The organism is Actinoallomurus soli (assembly GCF_024055715.1).
Classification (GTDB): Bacteria; Actinomycetota; Actinomycetes; order Streptosporangiales; family Streptosporangiaceae; genus Actinoallomurus; species Actinoallomurus soli.
Map to the genome: position 1 here is coordinate 64,022 of NZ_JAMXMV010000004.1, position 22,717 is coordinate 86,738.

At 71.8% G+C, this 22,717-nt stretch carries 19 protein-coding genes; 5 read left to right on the plus strand and 14 right to left on the minus strand.

Going from position 1 to position 22,717, the window contains the following annotated elements:
* Positions 1–33: 33 nt before the first annotated feature.
* On the minus strand, positions 34–963 hold the full coding sequence (locus NDW01_RS12150; protein ID WP_252819957.1) for an SDR family oxidoreductase: 930 nt from the start codon (positions 961–963) through the stop codon (positions 34–36).
* 84 nt (positions 964–1,047) lie between these two features.
* On the opposite strand from NDW01_RS12150, the gene NDW01_RS12155 reads away from it, so the two are divergent.
* Positions 1,048–1,611: a TetR/AcrR family transcriptional regulator gene (locus tag NDW01_RS12155; RefSeq protein WP_252819959.1), complete on the plus strand. Its 564-nt coding sequence runs from the start codon at positions 1,048–1,050 to the stop codon at positions 1,609–1,611.
* Between the two features lie 162 nt (positions 1,612–1,773).
* Here NDW01_RS12155 and ptsP read toward each other — a convergent pair whose 3' ends face one another.
* Genes ptsP through NDW01_RS12170 form a run of 3 tightly spaced genes read right to left on the minus strand, consistent with a single transcriptional unit; the run spans position 1,774 to position 4,752 of the window.
* The gene (gene ptsP / locus NDW01_RS12160; protein WP_308211683.1) at positions 1,774–3,450 is read right to left on the minus strand and encodes a phosphoenolpyruvate--protein phosphotransferase; all 1,677 of its coding nucleotides are present in this window, start codon (positions 3,448–3,450) and stop codon (positions 1,774–1,776) included.
* Positions 3,443–3,706: an HPr family phosphocarrier protein gene (locus tag NDW01_RS12165; protein WP_252819960.1), complete on the minus strand. Its 264-nt coding sequence runs from the start codon at positions 3,704–3,706 to the stop codon at positions 3,443–3,445. Before NDW01_RS12165 ends, ptsP begins: the two co-directional genes overlap by 8 nt.
* Positions 3,707–3,723: 17 nt before the next feature.
* On the minus strand, positions 3,724–4,752 hold the full coding sequence (locus tag NDW01_RS12170) for an SIS domain-containing protein (RefSeq protein WP_252820644.1): 1,029 nt from the start codon (positions 4,750–4,752) through the stop codon (positions 3,724–3,726).
* A gap of 167 nt (positions 4,753–4,919) precedes the next feature.
* Here NDW01_RS12170 and NDW01_RS12175 point away from each other — a divergent pair, with 167 nt between their 5' ends.
* Positions 4,920–5,669: a GntR family transcriptional regulator gene (locus tag NDW01_RS12175; protein WP_252785387.1), complete on the plus strand. Its 750-nt coding sequence runs from the start codon at positions 4,920–4,922 to the stop codon at positions 5,667–5,669.
* A 36-nt stretch (positions 5,670–5,705) separates the two neighbouring features.
* Here the strand turns inward: NDW01_RS12175 and NDW01_RS12180 are convergent, their stop codons facing one another.
* Both NDW01_RS12180 and NDW01_RS12185 read right to left on the minus strand, forming a co-directional pair.
* On the minus strand, positions 5,706–6,266 hold the full coding sequence (locus tag NDW01_RS12180; protein ID WP_252819962.1) for a hypothetical protein: 561 nt from the start codon (positions 6,264–6,266) through the stop codon (positions 5,706–5,708).
* Positions 6,267–6,270: 4 nt separating this feature from the next.
* The gene (locus NDW01_RS12185) at positions 6,271–8,913 is read right to left on the minus strand and encodes a fibronectin type III domain-containing protein (protein ID WP_252819964.1); all 2,643 of its coding nucleotides are present in this window, start codon (positions 8,911–8,913) and stop codon (positions 6,271–6,273) included.
* 247 nt (positions 8,914–9,160) lie between these two features.
* Between NDW01_RS12185 and NDW01_RS12190 the strand changes: the two genes are divergently transcribed.
* Positions 9,161–9,640, plus strand: a complete 480-nt coding sequence (locus tag NDW01_RS12190) for an Rv3235 family protein (protein WP_252819966.1) — start codon at positions 9,161–9,163, stop codon at positions 9,638–9,640.
* A gap of 68 nt (positions 9,641–9,708) precedes the next feature.
* Here NDW01_RS12190 and NDW01_RS12195 read toward each other — a convergent pair whose 3' ends face one another.
* From NDW01_RS12195 to secA, 3 genes are all read right to left on the minus strand, one after another.
* Positions 9,709–10,680, minus strand: coding sequence for a CU044_5270 family protein (locus NDW01_RS12195; RefSeq protein WP_252819968.1), 972 nt, complete (start codon positions 10,678–10,680; stop codon positions 9,709–9,711).
* Positions 10,677–11,276 carry an RNA polymerase sigma factor gene (locus tag NDW01_RS12200; protein WP_252819970.1) on the minus strand — a complete coding sequence of 200 codons (600 nt, stop codon included), beginning with the start codon at positions 11,274–11,276 and terminating at the stop codon, positions 10,677–10,679. The genes NDW01_RS12195 and NDW01_RS12200 overlap by 4 nt, the downstream gene beginning before the upstream one ends.
* A gap of 141 nt (positions 11,277–11,417) precedes the next feature.
* On the minus strand, positions 11,418–14,222 hold the full coding sequence (gene secA / locus NDW01_RS12205; protein ID WP_252819971.1) for a preprotein translocase subunit SecA: 2,805 nt from the start codon (positions 14,220–14,222) through the stop codon (positions 11,418–11,420).
* Positions 14,223–14,467: 245 nt separating this feature from the next.
* On the opposite strand from secA, the gene NDW01_RS12210 reads away from it, so the two are divergent.
* Together NDW01_RS12210 and NDW01_RS12215 are read left to right on the plus strand one after the other, a co-directional pair.
* Positions 14,468–14,776 (plus strand): HGxxPAAW family protein, encoded by a 309-nt coding sequence (locus NDW01_RS12210; protein WP_252785378.1) that lies wholly within the window; start codon positions 14,468–14,470, stop codon positions 14,774–14,776.
* 230 nt (positions 14,777–15,006) lie between these two features.
* On the plus strand, positions 15,007–16,272 hold the full coding sequence (locus tag NDW01_RS12215) for a winged helix-turn-helix domain-containing protein (RefSeq protein WP_252819974.1): 1,266 nt from the start codon (positions 15,007–15,009) through the stop codon (positions 16,270–16,272).
* A 19-nt stretch (positions 16,273–16,291) separates the two neighbouring features.
* Here the strand turns inward: NDW01_RS12215 and NDW01_RS12220 are convergent, their stop codons facing one another.
* The 5 genes from NDW01_RS12220 to mtrB all read right to left on the minus strand — a co-directional run bounded on the left by NDW01_RS12220 (position 16,292) and on the right by mtrB (position 22,702).
* Positions 16,292–16,990 carry a response regulator gene (locus NDW01_RS12220; RefSeq protein WP_252785376.1) on the minus strand — a complete coding sequence of 233 codons (699 nt, stop codon included), beginning with the start codon at positions 16,988–16,990 and terminating at the stop codon, positions 16,292–16,294.
* Between the two features lie 147 nt (positions 16,991–17,137).
* A complete protein-coding gene (gene hpf / locus NDW01_RS12225; RefSeq protein ID WP_252819976.1) occupies positions 17,138–17,815 on the minus strand; it encodes a ribosome hibernation-promoting factor, HPF/YfiA family in 678 nt (225 codons plus the stop codon).
* A 618-nt stretch (positions 17,816–18,433) separates the two neighbouring features.
* Positions 18,434–19,135: a ComF family protein gene (locus NDW01_RS12230; RefSeq protein WP_252819978.1), complete on the minus strand. Its 702-nt coding sequence runs from the start codon at positions 19,133–19,135 to the stop codon at positions 18,434–18,436.
* A gap of 184 nt (positions 19,136–19,319) precedes the next feature.
* Positions 19,320–21,056, minus strand: a complete 1,737-nt coding sequence (locus tag NDW01_RS12235) for an LpqB family beta-propeller domain-containing protein (protein WP_252819980.1) — start codon at positions 21,054–21,056, stop codon at positions 19,320–19,322.
* A complete protein-coding gene (gene mtrB / locus NDW01_RS12240) occupies positions 21,053–22,702 on the minus strand; it encodes an MtrAB system histidine kinase MtrB (protein WP_252819982.1) in 1,650 nt (549 codons plus the stop codon). Before mtrB ends, NDW01_RS12235 begins: the two co-directional genes overlap by 4 nt.
* Positions 22,703–22,717 lie beyond the last annotated feature (15 nt).

Genomic DNA, 22,717 nt, shown 5'->3' on the forward strand with positions numbered 1-22,717 from the left:
CGTCGGCCGGTGGCCGGGCGAGGAAGCGGATCCTCAGGCGGACGGGGCGCGGAAGTAGTGGCCCTTGTCGAGGTCGTCGAGGAGGCCGGGCTGGGTCGGCTGCCATCCCACCAGCTCACGGGTCAGCGCGCTCGAGGCCGGAGCGTCGGCCCCGATGAAGGCTCCCAGCCAGCCGAAGTGCTCCCCCGCGTCCTCGGGGGCGATGGAGACCACCGGGAGGTCGAGGTGGCGGCCGATCACTTCGGCGACCTCACGGATCGGCACGCCCTCGTCGGTCACCGCGTGCAGCACCGATCCGGCGGGGGCCTTCTCCAGCCCCAGGCGGAACAGGTTCGCGGCGTCGAGGCGATGCGTCCCGGGCCAGCGGTTGGAGCCGTCGCCGACGTAGCCGGAGACGCCCTTCTCGCGGGCGACGCCGACCAGGGCCGCCATGAAGGCGTAGTCCCCGTCCCCGTACACGGTCGGGGGCAGGCGCAGCACCGACGAGCGGACGCCCCGGGAGGCGAGGGAGAGCGTCAGGAGCGCGGTGCCGTAGCGGGTCCGCGGGCCGGCCGGCGTCGAGTCCGGAGCGGGCCCACGCCCGTCCTCCTCGGTCGCGACCCGCCCCGGCGCGAGTCCGACCAGCCCGGAGGCGAGGACGAAGGGCCGGTCGGAGCCCGCGAGCGCCTCACCGAACGTCTCGACGGCGCGGCGATCCGCGTCGGCGGCGGCCTCGAAGCCACCCGAGAAGGCGAGGTCGTGCTTGAAAGCGAGATGGATCACACCGTCCGACGCGGCGGCCCCCTCCCGCAGGACGTCGAGGTCGTCGAGAGTGCCGCGGAGCGCCTCCGCTCCGGCCGCGGTGAGGGCGGCGGCCGACTTGTCCGAGCGCGCGAGCCCGATGACCTGGTGGCCGGCGCCGATGAGCTCCGGAACGGCGGCGGAGCCGATCCAGCCGGACGCGCCGGTGACGAATACGCGCATGAGAAGCCTCCATAAGACGATGTCAGTGGCTGTCATCACTATAGCAAGCGATGTCAGCGGCTGTCATCGGGCTACGATCAGGGCATGGGTCGATGGCAGCCGAACGCGCGCGGCCGGCTCACGCAGGCGGCATACGAGCTCTACGGCGAACGCGGGTACGAACAGACCACCGTCGCGGAGATCGCCAAGCGGGCGGGGCTGACGGAGCGCACCTTCTTCCGGCACTTCGCCGACAAGCGCGAGGTCCTGTTCGCGGGATCGGAGGTTCTGCAGGAGGCCTTCGTGAACGCCGTCATCGACGCGCCCGAGTCGGTCGCGCCGGCCGACGCGGTGACCGCCGCCCTGGAGACCGTCGGTGCCGTGCTTCAGGACCGGGAGCTCTCCCGGCAGCGGCAGCGCCTCATCGAGGCGAACGCGGAGTTGCGCGAGCGCGAGCTGATCAAGCTCGCGTCACTGGCCACGGCCATCGCCGACGCGCTTCGCAGTCGCGGTGTCCCCGACCTGACCGCGAGTCTGGCCGCCGAGGTGGGGATGGCCGTCTTCAAGGTCGCGTTCCAGCGCTGGCTCGACGGAACGGGCGACGAGGACCTCGCGGGGTACGTCCGCGAGTCGGTCGCCGAGCTGAAGGCCGTGACCCCCGACGCCTGAGCGCCGGCAGACGCGGCCCTGGTGCCCGTGTCGGCTTACCGGCCGAGCGGCCCATGCCAGGTCACAGGCCGAGCGGCCCATGCCAGGTCACAGGCCGAGCGGCCCATGCAGGTCACAGGCCGAGCGGCCCATGCAGGTCACAGGCCGAGCGGCCCATGCAGGTCACAGGCCGAGCGGATCCAGGCCGGGGAGCTCCGCGCGCGCGGCCGTACGGGCGCCGTCGGCGTCGGTGGCGCGGCGGGCCGCCTCGGCCGCCTTACGGCACTGGTCCAGGGTGTGCGCGGCCAGCGCGGCGCGTACGCGGGGCAGCGCCCGGGCGCTCATCGACAGCGAGGTCACGCCGAGACCGGTGAGCACGCAGCCGAGCGCCGGGTCGGCGGCGGCCTCTCCGCAGACACCGCAGTCCTTGCCCGCAGCGCCGGCGGCTCCCGCGGCCAGCGCGACCAGGTCGAGCAGTGCCGGCTGCCACGGGTCCTGGAACCGCGCGAGCCCGCTGATCTGCCGGTCGGCGGCGAAGGCGTACTGGGCGAGATCGTTCGTGCCGAGGCTGAAGAAGTCCGCCTCGGCGGCCAGGTCGCCGGCCCGGAGCGCGGCCGCCGGAATCTCGATCATGACGCCGGCGCGGCTCAGCCCGGCCGCGCGGCAGGCCGCGACGAACGAGCGCGTCTCCTCCGCGTCGGTGACCATCGGCGCCATCACCTGCAGCCTGACGTCCAGCCCCTCGGCGGCGCGGGCGAGAGCGCGCAACTGCCCCGTCAGCACGCCGGGATGGCTGTGGAACAGGCGCAGGCCGCGTTCGCCGAGCGCCGGGTTCGGCTCGTCGTCCGGCGGCGGCAGGAAGCCCAGGGGCTTGTCGGCCCCCGCGTCCAGCGTCCGTACGACGACGCTCGGAAACGCCTCCAGCACGGCGCGGTAGACCGACTCCTGCTCCTCCTCCGAGGGCGCGGTCGTACGGCCGAGGAAGAGGAACTCGGTGCGGAACAGGCCCACGCCCTCCGCACCGCAGGACAGCGCCGCCTCGATGTCCTTGGGGCCGCCGATGTTGGCCAGCAGCGGCACCCGGTGCCCGTCGGCGGTGGCGCCCGGCCCGGTGCCGGCGCCCAGCACGGCCGCCCGCGCCTCGGCCTCCGCCTGGGCCGCCGCCAGCTCCTGCTCGGTGGGGTCGGGGCGCACCTCGCCGGAGGTCCCGTCGACGAGCACCATCGTGCCGTCGCCGAGGTCCATGCAGTCACCGCAGGCGACGATCGCGGGCACGCCCATCGCGCGGGCGAGGATGGCGGTGTGGCTGGTCGGCCCGCCGTCCCGGGTGACGAAGGCGAGGACCTTCGCCGGATCCAGCAGGGCGGTGTCGGCCGGCGCGAGGTCCCGGGCGACCAGCACGAACGGCTCGTCGGAGTCGGGGACGCCCGGCGCCGCCACACCCAGGAGGATGGCGACGGCACGGTCCCGGATGTCATCGAGGTCGGCGACCCGGGCGGCCATGTACTCCCCCGCGCGGGCCAGCGCCGCGCGGAAGGTGTTGAACGCCTCGTACACCGCGCGCGGCGCCGACAGACCCTCGTCGATCCGGTCGGTCACCACGCCGGCCAGCCCGGGATCCCGGGCCATCATCGCCTGGGCGGCCAGGACCTCCCGCGCCTCGCCGCCCGCCCGCGCGCCACGCTCCTCCAGGTCCGCGCCGACGCTGTCCAGCGCGGCGAGCGCACGCGCGCGTTCGGCGGCGGCATCGCCCGCGGAGCGTCGGCCGGCGGGTGGTTCGGGCACCGCGCCCGACATGGTCCGGACCGGCCCGGCCGCGACGCCGGGGCTGACCCCCGTGCCGCGCAGGACGTCAGGCACTCGACTCGGTGACCAGTCCCGCCAGCTCCTCCAGCACGGCGTCGGCGCCGTCGCCCTCCGCCCGGATCACGATCTCCTCGCCGTTCTGGGCGTCGAGAGCGAGCACGGAGAGGATGCTCTTGGCGTTGACCGGGTCCTTGCCCTGCTTGGCCACGGTGACGTCCAAGGGCGTCCTCGTGGCCGCCTGGACGAAGAGCGCAGCCGGGCGGGCGTGCAGCCCCACCTTCGTTTCCACCCTGACACGGCGCTCGGCCATGGGGTCCTCCTGCCTCGTTAGTCGGTCTGGGTCACCTTGTCGAGGCCGCGCGGGACATCGGGATCGATGCCGAGCCCGCGGGCCAGCGCCTCGGTCAGCAGCTGGCCTGGCACGATCAAGGCCAGCGGCGATACCCACTCTGGCAGATTCGGACCAGGTAGTGCACATGAGGTCGCATCGGACAGTGCCCGGCCGCCGCCGACGCCGTACGCCCGGGCGCCCGCCGCCACCACCCGCTCGGCCAGCGCCACCGTGCCGGGCAGCGTCGGACCTGAGTCGGCGGCGACCAGGACCGCGGGCGTCTCGTCGTCCACGACGGCGATCGGGCCGTGCAGCAGATCAGCGTAGGACAGGCCCATGGCGTGCAGGTAACAGGCTTCTTTCAGCTTGAGGGCCAGCTCGAGGGCGGTGCCGTACGCGATGCCGCGCCCGGACACCACCACGCCCTTGACCCCCGCGAGGCCGTCGACGATCGGACCGAGAGCGCCGGACTCCTCGGTCGCCGCGATCAGGCGCTCGACCTCGTCGGGCGCACGGCGCAGGTCCGCGACGTCGGCCTCGGCGCCGAGCGCGATGCCCAGCACGGCCAGCGCCGCGAGCTGCGTGGTGTAGGTCTTGGTCGCCGGAACCGCCACCTCCGTGCCCGCCTTCGTCACGAGGGCGATCTGGGCGGCCTCCGCGAGCGGCGATCCCTCGCCGTTGGTGACGGCGATCGTACGGGCGCCGCAGTCGGCGGCCCAGTCCAGCGACTCGACGATCTCCTCGGTCTTGCCCGACTGGCTGATGGCGACCGCGAGGACCCCCGACAGGTCGAGCCGCTTCTTGTAGGTGGTGGCCACCGACGGCGAGGCGAGGGTCGCCAGGCGGCCGGCGTGCGTCTGGATCAGATAGCTGCCGTAGACGGCGGCGTTGTCGGACGATCCGCGCGCGATGAAGAGTACGTGGCGGGCCTCCTGCGCCAGGAGCCCGATCTCCGGCATCCGGGGAAGCAGAGCGTCGAGGGTGGCCCGCAGGGCGGCGGGCTGCTCCCCGATCTCCGCCCGCATGCGCGATGTGCTCACCGGAACCTTCCCATCTGTTGAGCCTGTGATCTCGTCGTTACGTCTTCGTAGTGCTGACCTGCATTGACAGCATGTTCTGACGTGTGGTCTAGTCCGGACTAGACCAGTCTGAACCATACTTCAACCCCCACTTCGCTGCCAGAGGTACCCCAATGGGGAAAATCGACCCCAACAGTCCCGTGCCGAAGTACTTCCAGCTCCGCGGCATCCTCCTCGACCTGATCGACGACGCGGAGTTGCCCGTGGACGCGCCGATCCCCTCGGAACGCGAGCTCTGCCAGCGGTTCGGGCTCTCCCGGATGACCGTTCGTCAGGCGGTCGACCACCTGGTCACGGAGGGCCGGCTGTACCGGGTTCCCGGAAAGGGCACGTTCGTCGCGCGGCCGAAGATCGAGATGCCGCTGCGCCTGGTCTCCTTCACCGAGGACATGCGGGCGCGCGGCCTGGAGCCCGGCGCACGGGATCTCGACCACCGCACCACGCAGGCGAACAGCAATCTCGCGCGGGTGTTCGGCATTCCGGTGGGCGCCGGGGTGCACGTCATCGAGCGGCTGCGGACCGCCGACGGTGAGCCCATGGCGGTCGAACGCTCCCAGATCCCGGCGGCCGTCGCCCCGGGGCTCCTCGACATCCCCCTTCGGGACGTCTCGCTGTACGACGTGCTGGAGAAGCGCTTTGGCGTGATCTTCGACGCGGGCGAGCAGACGATCGAGGCGGGCCTGGCCGACGCGGCGGACGCCCGGCTCCTCGACCTGCCCCGCGGCAGCGCCGTCCTGCTGCTGCAGCGCCGGTCGTTCATGAACGGCAGGTGCGTCGAGCTCGCCGTCTCCACCTACCGCGCCGATCGCTACCAGATCCGCGGCGCCCTGGAGATCCCCCGCCGCGGCCGCCCACGCCAGTGACGCATCACGCCTGAATTCGAAGGCCGGACCACCGCCTCAGCCTCCGTCGACCGCGAAGCCGTCCTGGCAGAAGGTGTCGCGGTCATGGTGCGGCGCCGGCGACGGCCGACCCGGTTCGGGAGACGGAGGCGCGCCCTGCACCTTGGCGAGAACAAGCTCCCATCGGGACCCGCCCTTGTCGGCTTTCCGCACGAATTGGACGAGCTGATAGGGGTAGCTCGGGAAATTCAGGCACGCCGCCCGTTCGTCGGGCTTGCCGATCACCGCGAAAGTGATCAAAACTCGTCCGTCGAGCAGACGGGCGTAATTTCGTACCAGTGAGCGGGCCTGCGCGAGCGCGTCGTCGCCGATGCCGATGCGCGCGATGGCCGCGGGATCACGCGCACGCATGGCGTCGACGAACCGGACCATCACCGCCTCGCTCCCCGTGATCTCCCGGGCGCTTTCGGAGAAATCCCTGTCCTCGGTGAGGCGCTTTCCGAAGGTCACGCCGGGCGGCCGTTGTGGATGCTCGGGCGGCGAGGAGCACCCCGACAGGGCCATCGCGGCGAGCAGGCCCGCCGCGATGCCCCGTCCGTCCCGTCTCATGAGCGCCATGGGGTCACCAGTCCAGACTCGCGTAGCCGATGTTGCGCACGGTCCTGTCGCGTCTCATCGCGAAGGCCAGTGGCCGGTAGGCGTCGTAACCGACGGTCGGGCTCGAGCCGAGACCGTGGTCCGCGATGTAGATGCCGCCCGGGCCGTCGGCATTCTTGTAGGTGACCATGGACATGTGGTCGATGCCATCGATTCGGTCATCCCACCACATGACGTCGCCGACTCTGACTTGGGCGTAACTTCGTCTCCAGGTGACACGGTGGTGCTTGCGGCTGAAATGGCCGAGGTTCGCGCCGGCCAGGGTCCAGGATCGGGTGGCACCGGGCGCGAACGGCGGCGGATCGGCGTTGCGCCACCACGCGGATGAGTTGGTGTACCAACCGCTGACGTACTGCGCGCCACCGCCGAAGTGCATGACCTTCGACATGAAGTTGGTGCAGTCCTGGCGATACTGCCACCGGTCCCTGATGTGCCGGACGGCCCAGCCGACCATGCCGGAATGGCTGATCGCCGAATGGGCCCGTGCGGCGGTCACCGCGTCGGGACCCGCCGCCTTCCGAGCCGCGAAGATCTCGTCCGGCCTCAGGTGCGCCTCGGGGCCTCCGGCCTGGTCCTTGGTGACCGCGTTGATCTCCCCACCGATCGTTCGGGAGTCGACGGCCGGGCCGGCCAGCTCGTGGAGGAGCGTGACCCCGTCACCGCCGGCGTCGACGCCGAAGACGAAGTCGGCGCACTCGCGGTACTCGCTGCGGACCTTGTGCTCTCGGCCGGTACCGACACCGTCGGCGTAGACCTTGGCGCCGGACAGGTCGGCCCGGACGGTCACCGTCCGGGCCGCCGGGGAGTAGGTGACCAGCGACGAGTCCATCCGCACGGTGCTGGACAGCTGCGCCGATCCCATGCTCCGCGCGAATCCGCGCATGTCCAGCAGGTCGTTCCGGTGCGCCGCGAGCACGGCGCGGATGGCGTCGCCGGCCGGCCCGGAGCCGGCGACGGCGGGGGGAGCGGTGCCTTCGATGAGGCTCTCGCGGGCTCTGACGTAGGCGGTGGTGAGGTCGAGGAATCGCCGTGTCCCGCCGGGGACGGCGACCGGAGTGATCCGGCCGGCCGTGGTCCAGGGGCCCGCGCCGAAACCGTTGCGCGCGCGGATCCGGCTCAGGTATGCGGTGCCGTCGGCCAGACCGGCGACGGTCACGTCGGGCGTCTGGCTCCGCACCGTCGTGACCGCATGACCGGCGTCGTCCAGGATTTGGACGTCGTAGCCGGTGATGGCCGTGTCGGTGGCCCCGTCACCGGTGAGCGGAGGTGCCGCCGCCCCGGAGTCGGCGGGCGGAGCCCAGGTGACCAGGGCTCCGCCGTCGCCCTGCCGGGCCGTCGCGTCGGAGACCGCGCCGGGCACCGTTCCGGGAACGTAGGTGACCTCGACCGAGGCGTGCGCCAGGTCGTAGCCGACCGCGGTGGCCGAATCGGAGGTCAGGGCGATGCCGGTGTTCCTCGCCGGCTCGTGCCGCCACGAGCGGATCAGATCGGTGAGGTCCAGCCTGGCGTCCTGGAGCGCCGAGGACGTGCCGGCCTCCGGGATCGACGCGGCGACGACATCGGCACCGGTCGCCTCCGTACCCAGGGCCCTTCGCAGTTGGGCGGCGATCAGATGCGCCGATGCCGGGCAGCCGCCGTGGCCGGCGCAGGTCGGACCGCCCAGCCTGAGAACCGCCGACGTGATCCGCGCGCCTCGGGGAATGGCGGACGTGTCCACCTTCAGCAGGGTGACCCGTCGACGCGAGCCGGTGCCACCGCCGACCCGGATCGCAGTGCCCGCGGTCAACACGCAGGAGGTGCCCGGACAGGCGCCGGACGCCGCTTCGGCGGTCCAGGCGGACACCGCCTTGTCGGCCAAGGTCGTCGACGCGGTGCCCTTCAGCACGGGCGGGATCTGCGGAACCCTGAACGGAACCGGCCGCGTGGCGGCACTGCAGGCATCCTGGACGCAGGCCTTCATCGTCCAGGTGTAGGCCGCTCCCGGACGCGTCAGGCCGTCGGGCACCCGGAGCGAGATGCGTTCGCCGCCGTCCGCGGCACCGACGCCCAGCGGGCTTCCGCCGACCGGGCGACCGGCACCGTCGTACAGGAAGAACCAGCCGGTCACCGGCATCCCGGACGGGCGGGTCACCAGCCCGGTCAGGACGGGGCTCGCCGGGTCCCGCAGGTCGGTCCCCACGTCGGTGGGAACGCCGGGAGCGTCCACGACCGCCCAGGTGACCGGCGACCAGTCACTGACCGTCCGGCCGTTCGCGGTCCGGACCCGATAGCCGTAGACGCCGGGATTCCGCAGCGCGCTCAAGGCCAAGGTGGCCGGCCGCCCGGACGGGACGCCGGTGACGGTCGCCTGCTGGACCGGGACCCTGTCGTTGAAGTCGGTCAGCACCTGGAAGGTGTAGTCCAGCGGCGCGCCGCCGGGGTCGGTCGCGACCGCGGACAGCGTCGGCGCCGTGCTGGTGACGACCTGCAGGCCGGCCGGAGCCTGCCGGTCGGTGGGTTCCATCGTCGCCCGGATGGACCGGCCCGGCGGGTCCGCCCGGGGGACGGCCGCCGCGACGGCGGGCGCCGACAGCGCGAGCGGCAGGGACAACGCGACCGCGAGCACCACCGACCGTCTCCCGCGAAGGCGTGGTTCGCGGCCGGACCTGGCGTACGAGCCCAGTGGATCCACCGACGACCCTTCCCGACGTCACCATCAGTGCCGACTCGGACACCGATGGTAATCGGAGAAATCCGCGATCGGCTCCACGGGGCACGGTCCTGGCCGGATGCGGCCAGGACGTATCAACGCGCCGTCTCAGGCCTCTTTGTGTCTGCCGCCCTCCCCGCGCGGCAGACACCAAGGGAGGCCCGTCATGCGCCGAAACCCACCCGCACGCCGTCCGGCCCCGATCCGGCTCATCCCGTACGGCTCGGGCCGGGCCGCCGGGATCGTCGTCCACGGTTCACTGGCCGTCGCCCTGGACTCCGGGCCGCCACCCCGGACCCGTCCGCCGCTCGGCGTCGTACGCCCCGGCGCGCCGGACGTCACCGCGGACGCCCGGCTCATCGCCCGGCTGGTCCTGGAGGTGCTGGCCGGCGTGCGCCCGTACCACCACCTCGCCGGCCGTACGACGCCGGAGCTGTTCGAGCACCTGGACGGGTTCGCGGCCCGGATGAGGACGCGGGTGTTCCCCCGGCTGGGCACGGTACGGGTCTGCGCCCCCGCTCCCGGCGTCGCCGAGGTCACCGCGCTCGCGTCGTTCGGCTCGCGGGTCCACGCCCTGGCGCTCCGGCTGGAGCAGGAGCGCGGCCGGTGGCGCTGCGCCGCCATCGAGACCGCGATCCCGGCCTGAGACACCGAGGGCCCGGCCCCCCCGTGATCGTGTGTCACGGGGGGCGGGCCCTCAGGCGGCCTCGGTCGTCAGCCTCGCTGCCCGGCATGGTCGACCACCGCGGAGCCGAGGACGGCCTGGGTCGAGTCGCCCATGTAGCGGTAGGTCCGAGGATCAAGGATGATCTCCATGCCTCCCCTCGTACCCGGCGTCCCCCAGAGGACCGCGATGCCGTGGCGCCCGGCGTAGTCGGTGCCGTCCTTGGCGACGCGCACCCCGGGCATCAGCGCGAGAGCCCGGTAGAACGCCGCGGTCGTCTTCGGCGGCATGAGCCTGTCATCCCGCAGAATCCCGGAGATCTTGCCGAACATTCGTCCGTAATCGTCCTGGCGGTAGTGTCCGTCCTTCCGGATCCGCGCGAGCAGGGCGACCGGATCGGTCGGCAGGCCGGCGACGTAGCCGTACACCACCTTCGGCGCGGAGTTCCAGATGCCCGGACCCCCGATCCACCCCGCGTTGACGGCGGGATCAGGGCGACGCGGCGGCCGATCTCCCATCCCCGGCAGGACGCCCTTGACGTAGAGCCTGCCGCCCTGGAGCGACCGTGCCAGGCGCCTGCCGTCGAAACGCCACCACTCCTCTTCCTTCACCTTGCCGTGCAGCATCGCCTCCGGCCCGACGACGTCACCGTCCTGGAGGGCGTACTTGTCCATCCGCAGCGTGTAGACCCACTGTCCCGGCCGGGGCCGGCCGACGGGCACCTGGGTCTCGACGGTCGCCGCCGCCAGCTCCAGCGTCCGCGTCGTCAGCGCCTCCGGAGAGGACGGCGAATGCCCGCCCGGGAGCACGGCCACGATCCCGGCCGCGGTACAGGCCGCCGCCGCCACACCGACGGGCAGGACCCACCGGGCCGCCCGGCGGCGCGCCGCCCGGCGCCGGGTCTGCGGAGCCCCGATGATCTCGGCGTGCAGGCGCGCCCGGGCCCGTGCCCCGGCCCCCGTGTCCTGCGGCGGATCCGCCGGACGGGCCCGGCCGACCAGGTCGATCTCGTCGTCGATCACGCGAACTCCTCCTGCAGACGTGAGGGGTCGATCCCGCCGAACGCCCGGCGGAGCTTCCCGCGGACCCGGTGCAGCCGGGACCTGACCGTGCCGAGCGGCAGGTCCAGCGCCTGCGCCGCCTCCTCGTACGTCAGGTCGGCCCAGGCGATGAGCAGCAGCAGGTCGCGCTCCGCCGCCGACAGGCGGGTGAGCGCGGCGGCGATCCGCGGGCCGAGCCGCTGCGCCGTCACCCGCGCGTCGCTGCCCTCGTCGAACGGCACGGCCGTCCACTCGGCATTCGCCTGTGCCAGGGCGCGTTGCCTGCGGCGCTCCGCCCGGCGATGCTCACCGATCAGATTCGTCGCGATGCCGAAAAGCCACGGCCGGGCGTCGGGCCGCGTCAGGTCGTAACGGCCGCGGGCGCGGAAGGCGACGATGAAGGTCTCCGCGCTGACGTCCTCGGCGACCTCGGGGCCGAGCCTGCGGACCACGTACCGGTGGATCGCGTCCCAGTGCCGATCGAAGACCTGAGAGAACCTCTCCGGATCGGTGATGGACTCCGCGATCGCCTCGCCGTCGGTCACCTCCCTCGTGCCCGGGTGCGGCGTGTTCTCCACCGAAGTCTCCTTTCGATGCGGTGCGCATCGGTCATCCGGTACTTGGTGCAGCGGCGCCGCGTTGTTCCCGCTTTTTTTCGCGCTCGGAAACGCCGAACGGCCCCGGGCGAAGATCGCCCGGGGCCGTTCGGCCTGTGTCCGTCAGCCGGCGTGCTTCGGGTCGCCGTGGCAGCGCTTGTACTTCTTGCCCGAACCGCAGGGGCACGGGTCGTTGCGCGAGACGTTCGCGAAGGCGTCGTCGGCCTCTTCGGTGTGGGTCTCCACCCCGCCCTCGCCGTCGACGGTCGGCGCCGTGTAGCTGAGCGTCTGCGGCCGGGAGGCCTCCTCCAGGCCCTTCGCGACGATCTCGGGTGCCTCGTCGGAGGTCGCGGACAGCTCGACCGGGGCCTCGCCGACACCGGCCACCGCCGGGGCCTGGTCCTCCTCGGCCACCTCGACCTCGAGGTTGAACAGGTAGCCGACCGACTCCTCCTTGATGCCCTCGAGCATCGCGGTGAACATGTCGTAGCCCTCGCGCTGGTACTCCACCAGCGGGTCGCGCTGCGCCATGGCCCGCAGGCCGATGCCCTCCTGGAGGTAGTCCATCTCGTAGAGGTGCTCGCGCCACTTGCGGTCGAGGACGGACAGGACGACACGGCGCTCCAGCTCGCGGAGCACCTCCCCGCCCAGCTCCTCCTCACGCCGTTCGTACGCGGCCTGGGCGTCCTCGCCGATCTTCTCGGTGAGGATCTCGGCGGTCAGGCCGGCCTGGCCGCCCACCTCCTCGACGAGGTCCTCGGAGCTGATCGAGATCGGGTAGAGCTGCTTGAACGCCTTCCACAGCTTGTCGAGGTCCCACTCCTCGGGGAAGCCCTCGGCGGTCGCCGCGGTGACGTACCCGGCCACGACCTCGTCGATCATGCGGACGATCTGGTCGTGCAGGTCGGCGCCCTCGAGGACCCGGCGGCGCTCGGCGTAGATCACCTTGCGCTGGCGGTTCAGCACCTCATCGTATTTCAGGACGTTCTTGCGAATCTCGAAGTTCTGCTGCTCGACCTGGTGCTGGGCCGACCGGATGGCGTTCGACACGATCTTCGACTCGATCGGCACGTCGTCCGGGATGTTCAGCCGGGTCATGATCGCCTCGACCCGCGCGGAGTTGAACAGCCGCATCAGGTCGTCCTCGAGCGACAGATAGAAGCGGGACTCGCCCGGGTCGCCCTGCCGGCCAGACCGGCCGCGCAGCTGGTTGTCGATGCGCCGCGACTCGTGCCGCTCGGTCGCGAGGACGTAGAGGCCGCCGAGCTCCCTGACCTCGTCGTGCTCCTCCTTGACCGCCTTCTTGGCCTTCTCAATCGCCTCCGGCCAGGCCTTCTCGTACTCCTCCGGAGTCTCGAGCGGGGACAGGCCGCGGGCGTGCAGCTCCTTGTCGGCGATGTGGTCCGGGCTGCCGCCGAGCATGATGTCCGTACCACGGCCGGCCATGTTCGTCGCGACCGTGACGGCGCCCTTACGGCCCGCCTCGGCGACGATCATCGCCTCCTTCTCGTGGTACTTGGCGTTCAGCACCTCGTGCGGGATGCCGCGCCGCTTGAGCATCCGCGACAGCTTCTCGGACTTGTCCACCGAGGTGGTGCCGACCAGGACCGGCTGGCCCTTCTCGTGCCGCTCCATGATGTCCTCGACCACGGCCTCGAACTTGGCCTGCTCGGTCTTGTACACCACGTCGGAGACGTCCTTGCGGATCATCGGCTTGTTCGTCGGGATCGGGATGACGCCGAGCTTGTAGATCTTGTTGAACTCGGCCGCCTCGGTCTGGGCGGTACCCGTCATGCCGCCGAGCTTGTCGTACAGCCGGAAGAAGTTCTGCAGGGTGATCGTGGCGAGCGTCTGGTTCTCGTCCTTGATCGGCACGCCCTCCTTGGCCTCGATGGCCTGGTGCATGCCCTCGTTGTAGCGCCGGCCGTGCAGGATACGGCCGGTGAACTCGTCGACGATCAGGACCTCACCGTTGTTGACGATGTAGTCCTTGTCCTTCTTGTACAGCTCCTTGGCCTTCAGCGCGTTGTTCAGGAAGCTGACCAGCGGCGTGTTGACCGAGTCGTACAGGTTGTCGATGCCGAGCCAGTCCTCGACCTTCTCGACGCCGGACTCCAGGATGCCGACCGTGCGCTTCTTCTCGTCGACCTGGTAGTCGCCGTCCTCGCCCTCCGGACCGTCGGTGGCGCGCTTCAGCCGCGGCACGATCTTGGCGAACTCGACGTACCACTTGGAGTTCTGCTCGGCCGGGCCGGAGATGATCAGCGGCGTCCGCGCCTCGTCGATGAGGATCGAGTCGACCTCGTCCACGATCGCGAAGTTGTGCTCGCGCTGGACGCACTCGTCGAGGCTCCAGGCCATGTTGTCGCGCAGGTAGTCGAAGCCGAACTCGTTGTTCGTGCCGTACGTGATGTCGGCGGCGTACGCCTTGCGGCGCTCCTCGGGCGTCATGTCGGCCAGGATCACGCCCACCTCGAGGCCGAGGAACTGGTGTACGCGACCCATCCACTCCGCGTCGCGCTTGGCGAGGTAGTCGTTGACGGTGACGACGTGGACGCCCTTGCCGGACAGCGCGTTGAGGTAGGCGGGCAGCACACAGGTCAGCGTCTTGCCCTCACCGGTGCGCATCTCGGCGATGTTGCCCATGTGGAGGGCGGCGCCGCCCATGATCTGCACGTCGAAGTGGCGCTGGCCCAGCGTGCGCTTGGCCGCCTCGCGGGCGGTCGCGAACGCCTCGGGAAGCAGATCGTCGAGCGTCTCGCCGTCGGCGAGGCGCTCCTTGTACGTCTCGGTGAGCGCGCGCAGCTCGGCGTCACTCATGTCGACGAAGTCTTCCTCGATGGAGTTGACCTGGTCGGCGATCCGCTTGAGCTTGCGCAGAACTTTGCCCTCGCCAGCGCGAAGGATCTTGTCGATGACTACTGGCACTCTCGGAAGCTCCTCGAACCATTGCTGGAATCGCCGGGGGTCATGTCCGACGGTGCATACACGACCCGTACGGTGTCATCGTAGGCGAGTCCAACCGTACAGCGGGACCACCTCGATATCACGGGACTCGGCCGCAGGGACGGCGAACCCCGGGTTTATCGTTGACCCTGCGAGGAACCGCACCACAAAGCACAACGTAGGACGGCGTTCGGGGACGAACGCAGATGCCCCTGGGAGGAAAACACATGGCCGGCAGTTCTCACGCAGGCCGCCTCAGTTCGTGGGTCGCGGTCGTCGTGATGTGGATCGGCTTCATCGTCGGGGGCGTCGCGATGGTCAGCGGACCGTCCTGGTGGCTCTTCTGGACCGGGGTCGGCATCGTCGCGGTCGGCGGGATCATCGCGCTGATCGTCCGCATCTTCGACGACGTCATCATCGACGCGCCGCGCGTGATCCCGGAGGAGGCCCACCCGGCCGTGCTGCACGCGCGGGCGACCTCCGGCGAGGGTCCCGCCATCGCCACCGACCCGCAGACGACGCATCCCCACGGCTGAGCGAACACCAGCGGACGGCCGAGCGGACATCGCGCGGCCGTCCACCGGACTCCGGCGCGGGCGCACCGTCGCACCGCCGTCGTTTTCACGATTCGTTTCACGCCGTATCAGGGCCCGCCCGAGCCGAGCACCGGCCGAGCGGGCCCTTCGCGTTCCCCTGATCGTCCGTGCCGCCCCGACCGCTCAACCCCCATAACCGTTTCGTCGGTGTCGCCGCCTACGATCTGCCCATGCCGACCGACGAGCTGACCGCCGACGAGGCGCGCCGGATCCAGCTGCACGCCCAGGGCCTCATCGGACGGGTCACGCCCGCCCCGGTGTCCGGGCTGCGCGGCGACCCGGACGCGCGCCGGGCGCTCGGCGCGCTCCGCCACCTCGGCGCGGTCCAGCTGGACACGATCTCCGTGCTCGCCCGCTCCCATGAGCTGGTCGCGTACGCCCGGCTCGGCGCGGTCGGGCGGACGAGCGTCGAGCGGGCCTACTGGGGCGGGACCGCCGCGTTCGAGTACTGGTCGCACGCCGCGTGCGTCCTGCCCATCGAGGACTGGCCGCTGTACGCCTTCCGCCGCCGCGCCTACCGGCGGCGGGGCCGGCACTGGCACCGCACGCCGGAGAAGGTCTGCGAGGACGTCCTGGCCCGGCTCCGCGCCGAGGGCCCGCTCACCGTCACGGGTCTCGGCGGCGCCAAGAAGGGCGGCGAGTGGTTCGACCGCACCGACGAGAAGATCGCCGCCGAGTTCCTGCTCGCCACCGGCGACGTCGTCTGCACCCGGCGGGTCGGCTGGCGGCGCGTGTACGACCTGCCGGAGCGGGCCGTCCCGGCCGAGCTGCGCGCTCGGGACCTCGACGACGCCGAGTGCTTCACGACGCTCGTACGGCGCGCCGCGCGGGCGCTGGGCGTCGCGACCAGGGCCGACCTCGCCGACTACGTCCGCGTCCGTGGTGAGGACGTGGACGCGGTCGTCGAGGCGGCCGGCCTGGTCCCGGTCACGGTGGCGGGCTGGGCCAACGGCAACGGCACAGGCCGCAGCGCCGCCTGGGCGCATCCGGACGCGCTGGCCGCACCGCCGCGGGGCCGGCACCGAACGACCCTGCTGTCGCCGTTCGACTCGCTCGTCTGGGATCGCAAGCGCACCCAGCGGGTGTTCGGCTTCGACCACCGGCTGGAGGCGTACGTCCCCCGCGACAAGCGCGTGCACGGCTACTTCACGATGCCGCTCCTCGCGGGCGGGCGGCTCATCGGCCGCGCCGACCCGGCCCGTGAGGGAAGCACGCTCGTCGTCCACAAGGCGTCGCTGGAGCCCGCGGCCGTGAGCACCCCGGCCCGTGCGGAGATCGCGGTGACACGGCTGGCCGACGCGCTGACGGAGGCCGCGGCCTGGGTGGGGTGCGACGCCGTCCGCGTGGAGCGGCTCGATCCGCCCGAGCTCGCCTCGCTGCTCGGCACCGCCCTGAAGGAGGCGGGACTCGCCCGGTCCTCGGCGTCCGGGCAGTGACCGGCCGCTCACGCCGCGGTCAGCTGATCTCGAGAAGCTTCTCCCGCACCGCGTAGACCACCGCCTCCATCCGCGAGTGCAGCTGAAGCTTCTCGAGGATGTTGCGGATGTGGTTCTTCACGGTGTTCTCGGAGATGAAAAGCTCCTTGGCGATCTCCCGGTTGCCCAGGCCCCGTGCGACGAGACGGAGGACCTCCATCTCCCGCTCGGTGAGCTTGGGCGCCGGGACCTGCTGCTGCCGCTCCTCGCCGCGCTTGGCCAGCGCGGCGAACTCGGTGATCAGCTTGGACGCCATCGACGGGCTGATGAAGGACTGGCCGTCGTGGACGGCGCGGACGACGTCGGCGACCTCGTCGATCGAGACGTCCTTCAACAGGTAGCCCGTGGCACCGGCCTTGATCGCCTCGAAGAGGTCCTCCTCCTCGTCGCTGATGGTCAGCATCACGATCTTGGCGCTCGGTACCTGGTCCTTGATGGCGGTACACGCCTCGATGCCGCCGCGCCGCGGCATCCGGATGTCCATGAGCACGACGTCCGGCAGCAGGTCTCCCACCTGCTCGACGGCCTCCTGGCCGTCGCCGCACTGCCCGACGACCTCGACGCCGTCCTCATCCTCGAGCACCATCTCCAGGCCACGGCGGAACAGCGCGTGGTCGTCGACGATCAGCACGCGGATGGGATCACCGGCCGCGCCGCGAGTCTCGGGGGTCTCGCTCAACTCATCCTCCAAACGGTGCGCCTGCCCATGATCAAATCCTGGGCGTGTCGCAGGGCTGAGAGCAAGCTCGGGGAGTCCTGGGCGTCCCACCGCGGAACGCTTCCGAGTCCAGAGTGGTCGAGGCCGTGGCGCGGCGCAAGCGGAGGGTCACTCTTCGACGAGACGAATGACGCCGTAGTCCCATCCCCGCCGCCGGTAGACCACGCTGGCGTCGCCGGAGTCCTTGTCGCGGAAGAGGAAGAAGTCGTGACCGACCAGCTCCATCTCGAAGAGGGCCTGGTCGATCGTCATGGGCTGGGCCTTGTGCGACTTCTCGCGCACCACGAGCGGCCCCTCGCCCTCCATCGGGATGGGGACGATGCCCTCTTCGGTCTCCCGCCGGTCGCGGCCCTCGTCGCGCCAGGTGTCCTGGAGCTCCTCCACGGCCGGCTCCGTCAGGGGAACGGCGCCGCCGAGGGTCTCCACGGGTTCCGGAGCCAGAGCCTCCGCGAGACGGGCGCGCCCGTGGCCGCCATGGCCTCCGCGCGGCTTACGCCGGTCGCTCACGCGGCGGAGCCGCGCCTCGAGCTTGCCGATGGCCATGTCGAGCGCCGCGACCCGGTCGTCGGCGGCGGCCTCGGCCCGGATCACCGGGCCGCGTGAGTGGATGGTGAGCTCAACGCGCTCGCGCTGGGCCGACTGGCGGGGATTGTGCTCCTCGGAGACCTCGACGTCGATCCGCATGACCTTCGGGTCCAGCTTCTCGACCTTCGCGATCTTGCTGTCCACGTGACGGCGGAACCGGTCGCTCACGTCCGTGTGGCGACCCTTGACGATGATTTCCACGGGGGACCCCCCTCCTCCCCTGCCGCTGACCTGTCAGCGACGGGAACGCCGGGCTCGGTAGGTTCTTCGGATCCGGCCGTTCGTCGCCGGACCCCTAGGGGACAACACCCGCCCGGCCGACCTGGTCTTCGTCCCCACATCCGCCTGCTGAGGGTCTCGCGGCGCTCTCGCCACTACTGCCCTTCTCCCGGTCCGGGAGACATCTGATCCCCCGGCGAGGCAGGACTTACCTCTAAGCCGCACCGTGATCGGTCGACGAAAAGTCGCCTTACGTGGGCCGTTTCGCCTGCGGCTGGCATCGGCTTGCCGGGCCGGTAGGGGCTCGGCGCAACCACGGACCCGGGCGGGTGTCATGTTGGAACGCTAACCCCTCTTCGGGCGAATGTCAGGGGGGTGTGACGGAGAAAACCACGGATAGTCATGAACGAAGGCCGTTTCGGCCCTCCGGTTCGGCCTGCCGAGCCGCCCGGCCACCCGCCGCCGACCGGGCGAAACGCGCTGCCGTACGGGCCTCGCCGACGTCCGTACGCCCGGAGAATCGCCCTCCGGACACGGCGGGACGCCGACGGTGACCCTTCGGGCCCGGCCGCGCGGTCTGGAGGGGCGGCCGATAATCGGTTACGCAAAGTTACCGAACTCGGTGGGCGCCAGACCGTCGCCGTACCGGCGTGTCGCCGCGACCACCGCCGCCGCCCGGACCCGCGCCCCGCCCGACCGGAGGGCGCGGGCGGCCTCCGCGAGCGTCGCCCCGGTGGTGATCACGTCGTCGACCACGACCACGAGCGCTCCCCGCACGTCACCACGGACCTCCAGCGCGCCCGCGAGGTTGGCGGACCGGTCCGCCGCCGACAGGCCGGCCTGGTCGGCGACCCTCCGCCGATGGGCGAGCGCCCGCGCGACCGACACGGCCGCGCCCGAACGGACGGCCTCGCGGGCGGCGGCCAGCGCGATGCGCAGCGTCGGATCGTGGCCCCGGCGGCGGACCGACGCCCGCGAGGACGGCACCGGGACCAGCAGGACGGGGCATGCCGCGTCCCCGGCGGCCGCCAGCACGGCCGTGGCGAGACAGGAGCCGAGGGGCCGGGCCAGGCCCGTGCGGCCGTGCTCCTTGTGCGCCAGGATCATCTCCCGGACCGCGCCGGTGTAGGCGGCGACCGCCCAGGGCCGCGGCAGGCCGGGCGGCGTGGGCCGCGGCGGGCGGACCCGCGCCGGGCCGCCGAGCAGAGCGGCGCAGGCGGAGCACAGGAGACCGCCGGTCCGGCCGCAGCCGGCGCACTGCTGCGGCAGCATCAGGTCGAGGGCGGCGCCGAGGAGTCCCACGGCTCGAAGCCTGCCCGCCCGCGTCCCCGGCCCGCCAGTCCCGTACCGCGACCTGTGGACGGGCACCGCGCCGTCGGCCGGGTGGCCGGCGCCGGGAACCCACGCGCCGTCGGCCGGGACGGCGGGGTCGGAGAAACTCGCGCCGTCAGCCGGGATGGACGTGACGGGAAACGCTCGCGCCCCGTCAGCCGGGGTAGGCGGGGTTGGAGGTGCCGTTGAAGCACTTCCACTCGTCGTACTGGACGCTGAGCCGGCAGACGTTCAGCGTCTTGTCCCCCGAGATGCGCTGGGTGACCAGCAGCGGCGAGCCGGGCGAGGCGGTGATCGTGGTGATCTCCCCGCCCGGGCCGATCATCGGCGAGATCGGAGCCCCGCTCACCGGCACGTCGAACAGCGACGGCGAGGGGTTCCCCTGCGTCATGCCGACGACGGCGAGATGGTCGGTGGTGCTCCACGCCAGGTCGATGGCGCTCTGCAGCTCCGAACTGATCGAGATGAAGCCCTCCGCCTGCAACCCGCCGGACGGGGCGCGGTCCACCCGGCCGAGCTGGACCTGCCAGCGGCCGTCCACCTTGACGATGACCGCGGCGCGCGTGCCGTCCCGGGCGATGCGCAGCGCCTTCACGGGGTACTGGGCCAGCGCCCAGCCGTCGACCGCGACGGACCGGGTGCCGCCCTCGATGACCCAGAGCTGGGAGCCCGTCTTGGTCGACTCGACCACCCAGACGTTCCCTCGCGAGTCCCAGGAGGGCGGGGTGAACCGGCCGTCCTTCGCGTTGGCCCGCAACGTCGTGCGGACGGCGCCGCCGATCAGGTCCGTGACGGTGACCGTGTCGGCCGCGTCGTTCAGGGAGGCGACCTGCCGGTCGTCGTAGGAGATCGCGGGGTGACCGGCCTGCACCTTGGTCGGCACGGCCGACGCGCGGGCGGCGTCCAGCCGGCCGAGGCGACCGTCGGCGAGCCGGACGTAGGCCGGTTGCGGTTCGCCGCCGCCGTTGGGGTTGTAGGCCGCCCAGTCGCGGGTCGACTGCAGGGCCCCGCTGACGCCGGGGACGTCGACCGGCTTGCCGTCGATCCGCAGCTCCATCCGCTGGACCTCGCGCAGCTGCCGGAGCGTCCACATCAGCTGGATCGACATGGTGTTCAGGTCGCCGGCGCGCGCCTGCCGGGTCAGGTCGACCGTCGCGACGCCCCCGTTGATCCGCAGGCCGCGCAGACGGGTGCCGGCCGGGAACGCCGAGCGCACGAGCGCGCTCTTGAGCCAGGTCGTGGGGCCCCCGATCAGCTGCTTCACCAGCTGTGTCGGCAGCCAGGACCGGCTCACGAGCGGGATGAACACCGGGTTCGGCACGAGCATCTGTGAGTCGGGCGCGAAGAAGTACAGGTCGAGAGTGCGGAAGGCGCGGGTGACGTCGTCCCGGCTGAGCAGCAGCTCCGACGGCAGGTCGGTGATGCGCCACTGCCGCTGGGCGTCCTGGCGCAGGTGGAAGACCTGCTTGAAATCGCGGGCGTCCGCGATGTACTGCCCGTCGGCGCCGATCTGGCCCAGCTGGGTGCCCTGGAGCGTGACCGTCGCCCGGTTGGGGCCGTCCTGCTCGTACGACGGGGGGTCCAGCCTGCTGTAGACGATCGAGGCGACGCCCGGCCGCCAGCAGGACACGCAGGCGAGGTAAGAGCGGGCGACCTGGTGGTCGCCGTTCGGCCCGTCGAAGCTGGAGGAGGCCGTGCGGAACCCTTCGACGATCGCGATGGGCGACCAGTCGCGCGCGGGGCCGACCGGGATGATGCCGACGAACGGGTCGTCGACCGGCTGCTCGGTCCCACCGGCGTTCCCGCTCAGCACCCGGCCGCCCTGCGGCACGCCGACGCAGCCGCCCGCCAGGAGCGTCAGGAGGGCGACGGCCAAGAGCCGGAACCTCATGCGTCCGCCTCCAGTTCCAGCTCGGCGTACGGCGCCCGCTGCAGCTCGATCTCCGGCGGCACCAGCGGCAGCGGCGACCCGCGCAGCTCCGCCCCCGCCACCCGGGGCAGCGACAGCCGGAACTGCGATCCCTGGCCGGGCTCGCCCCAGGCCTGCAGCCAGCCGCCGTGCAGCTGGGCGTCCTCCATCGAGATCGACAGGCCCAGGCCGGTGCCGCCCGTCGTACGGGCCCGGGCCGGGTCGGCGCGCCAGAACCGGTCGAACACCATGTTCGCCTCGCCGGGCCGCAGACCGCAGCCGTGATCGCGGACGGCGATGGCGACGGCGTCCCGGTCGGCGGCGACACTGACGACGATGTCCTTGCCCTCGCCGTGCTCGACCGCGTTGACCAGGAGGTTGCGCAGGATCCGCTCGACGCGGCGACGGTCGACCTCGGCCATGGTCGCCTCGCCGGGCAGCTGCTGGATGATCTTGCTGCCCTTGCGCTCGGCCAGGTCCTCGGCGTAGCCGACCGACCGCAGCACGAGGTCGCGGACGTCCATCGGCTCGATGTCGAGGGTCGCGGCGCCGGCGTCGTACCGGCTGATCTCCAGCAGGTCGGCCAGCAGCCCGTCGAAGCGCTCCAGCTGGCTCTGCAGCAGCTCGGCCGAGCGGGAGGCCATCGGGTCGAAGTCCTCCCGAGACTCGTACAGCACCTCGGCGGCCATCCGAACCGTGGTCAGGGGCGTGCGCAGCTCGTGCGAGACGTCGGAGACGAACTGCCGCTGCACCTGCGACAGCTCCTGCAACTGGACGATCTTCTCCTGGAGGTTCGCGGCCATGTCGTTGAAGGAGGTCGCGAGCCGGGCCAGGTCGTCCTCGCCGCGCACCCGCATCCGCTCCTCCAGGCGGCCGGCCGCCAGGCGCTCGGCCGCCTGGGCCGCCATCCGCACGGGGATGACCACCTGGCGCGTGACGATCGACGCGATCGCGGCGAGGAGCAGGACGAGCGCCGCGCCGACCCCGAGGATGGTCTGCTGGACCACCGCCAGGCTCTGCCGCTCCTGGGTCAGCGGGAACAGGTAGTACAGCTGGTACCGGCTGACCTTCTTGCCGACGATCAGACCCGGCTTCGACGAGCCGTCGTCGTAGGTCAGCGTGCCGTAGGTGCGGTACGGCTTGCTCGCGTCCGACGCCTCGACCTGCTGCATCAGCACGGCCGGGACGCTCTTCAGCCGGATCCAGTTCGAGCTGAACCCGACGCTGCCCGGGTCGTCCCGGTCGATGATGATGACCTCGTACAGGCCCGACGGCCCGCTCCGGTGCGCGAGCGAGGTGACGATCCCGTTGAGCGTGCTCTTGGTGTTGTCGGAGTCGTCCGTACCGGCGCCGGCCAGCCGCCCCTGGGCCACGCCGACGCCCTCGTCGAGCTGGAGCAGCGCCGCCCGCTCCTTGGCCTCCAGCAGCGCGGTCGTGATCTGCTGCATCAGGAAGACGCCCAGGACCGCGACGACGAGGCCGGACACCAGGAGGGTCGTCGTCACGACGCGGGCCTGCAGCGACCGCCGCCAGCTCACGTAGGCCCTGCGCACCGCGGCGCGGGAGTAACGGCGGATCAGGCGCAGGCCGCGGCGGGCCGCCGACGGCAACGTCGGCCATCTGTTCATGGACTGCTCGGGGGG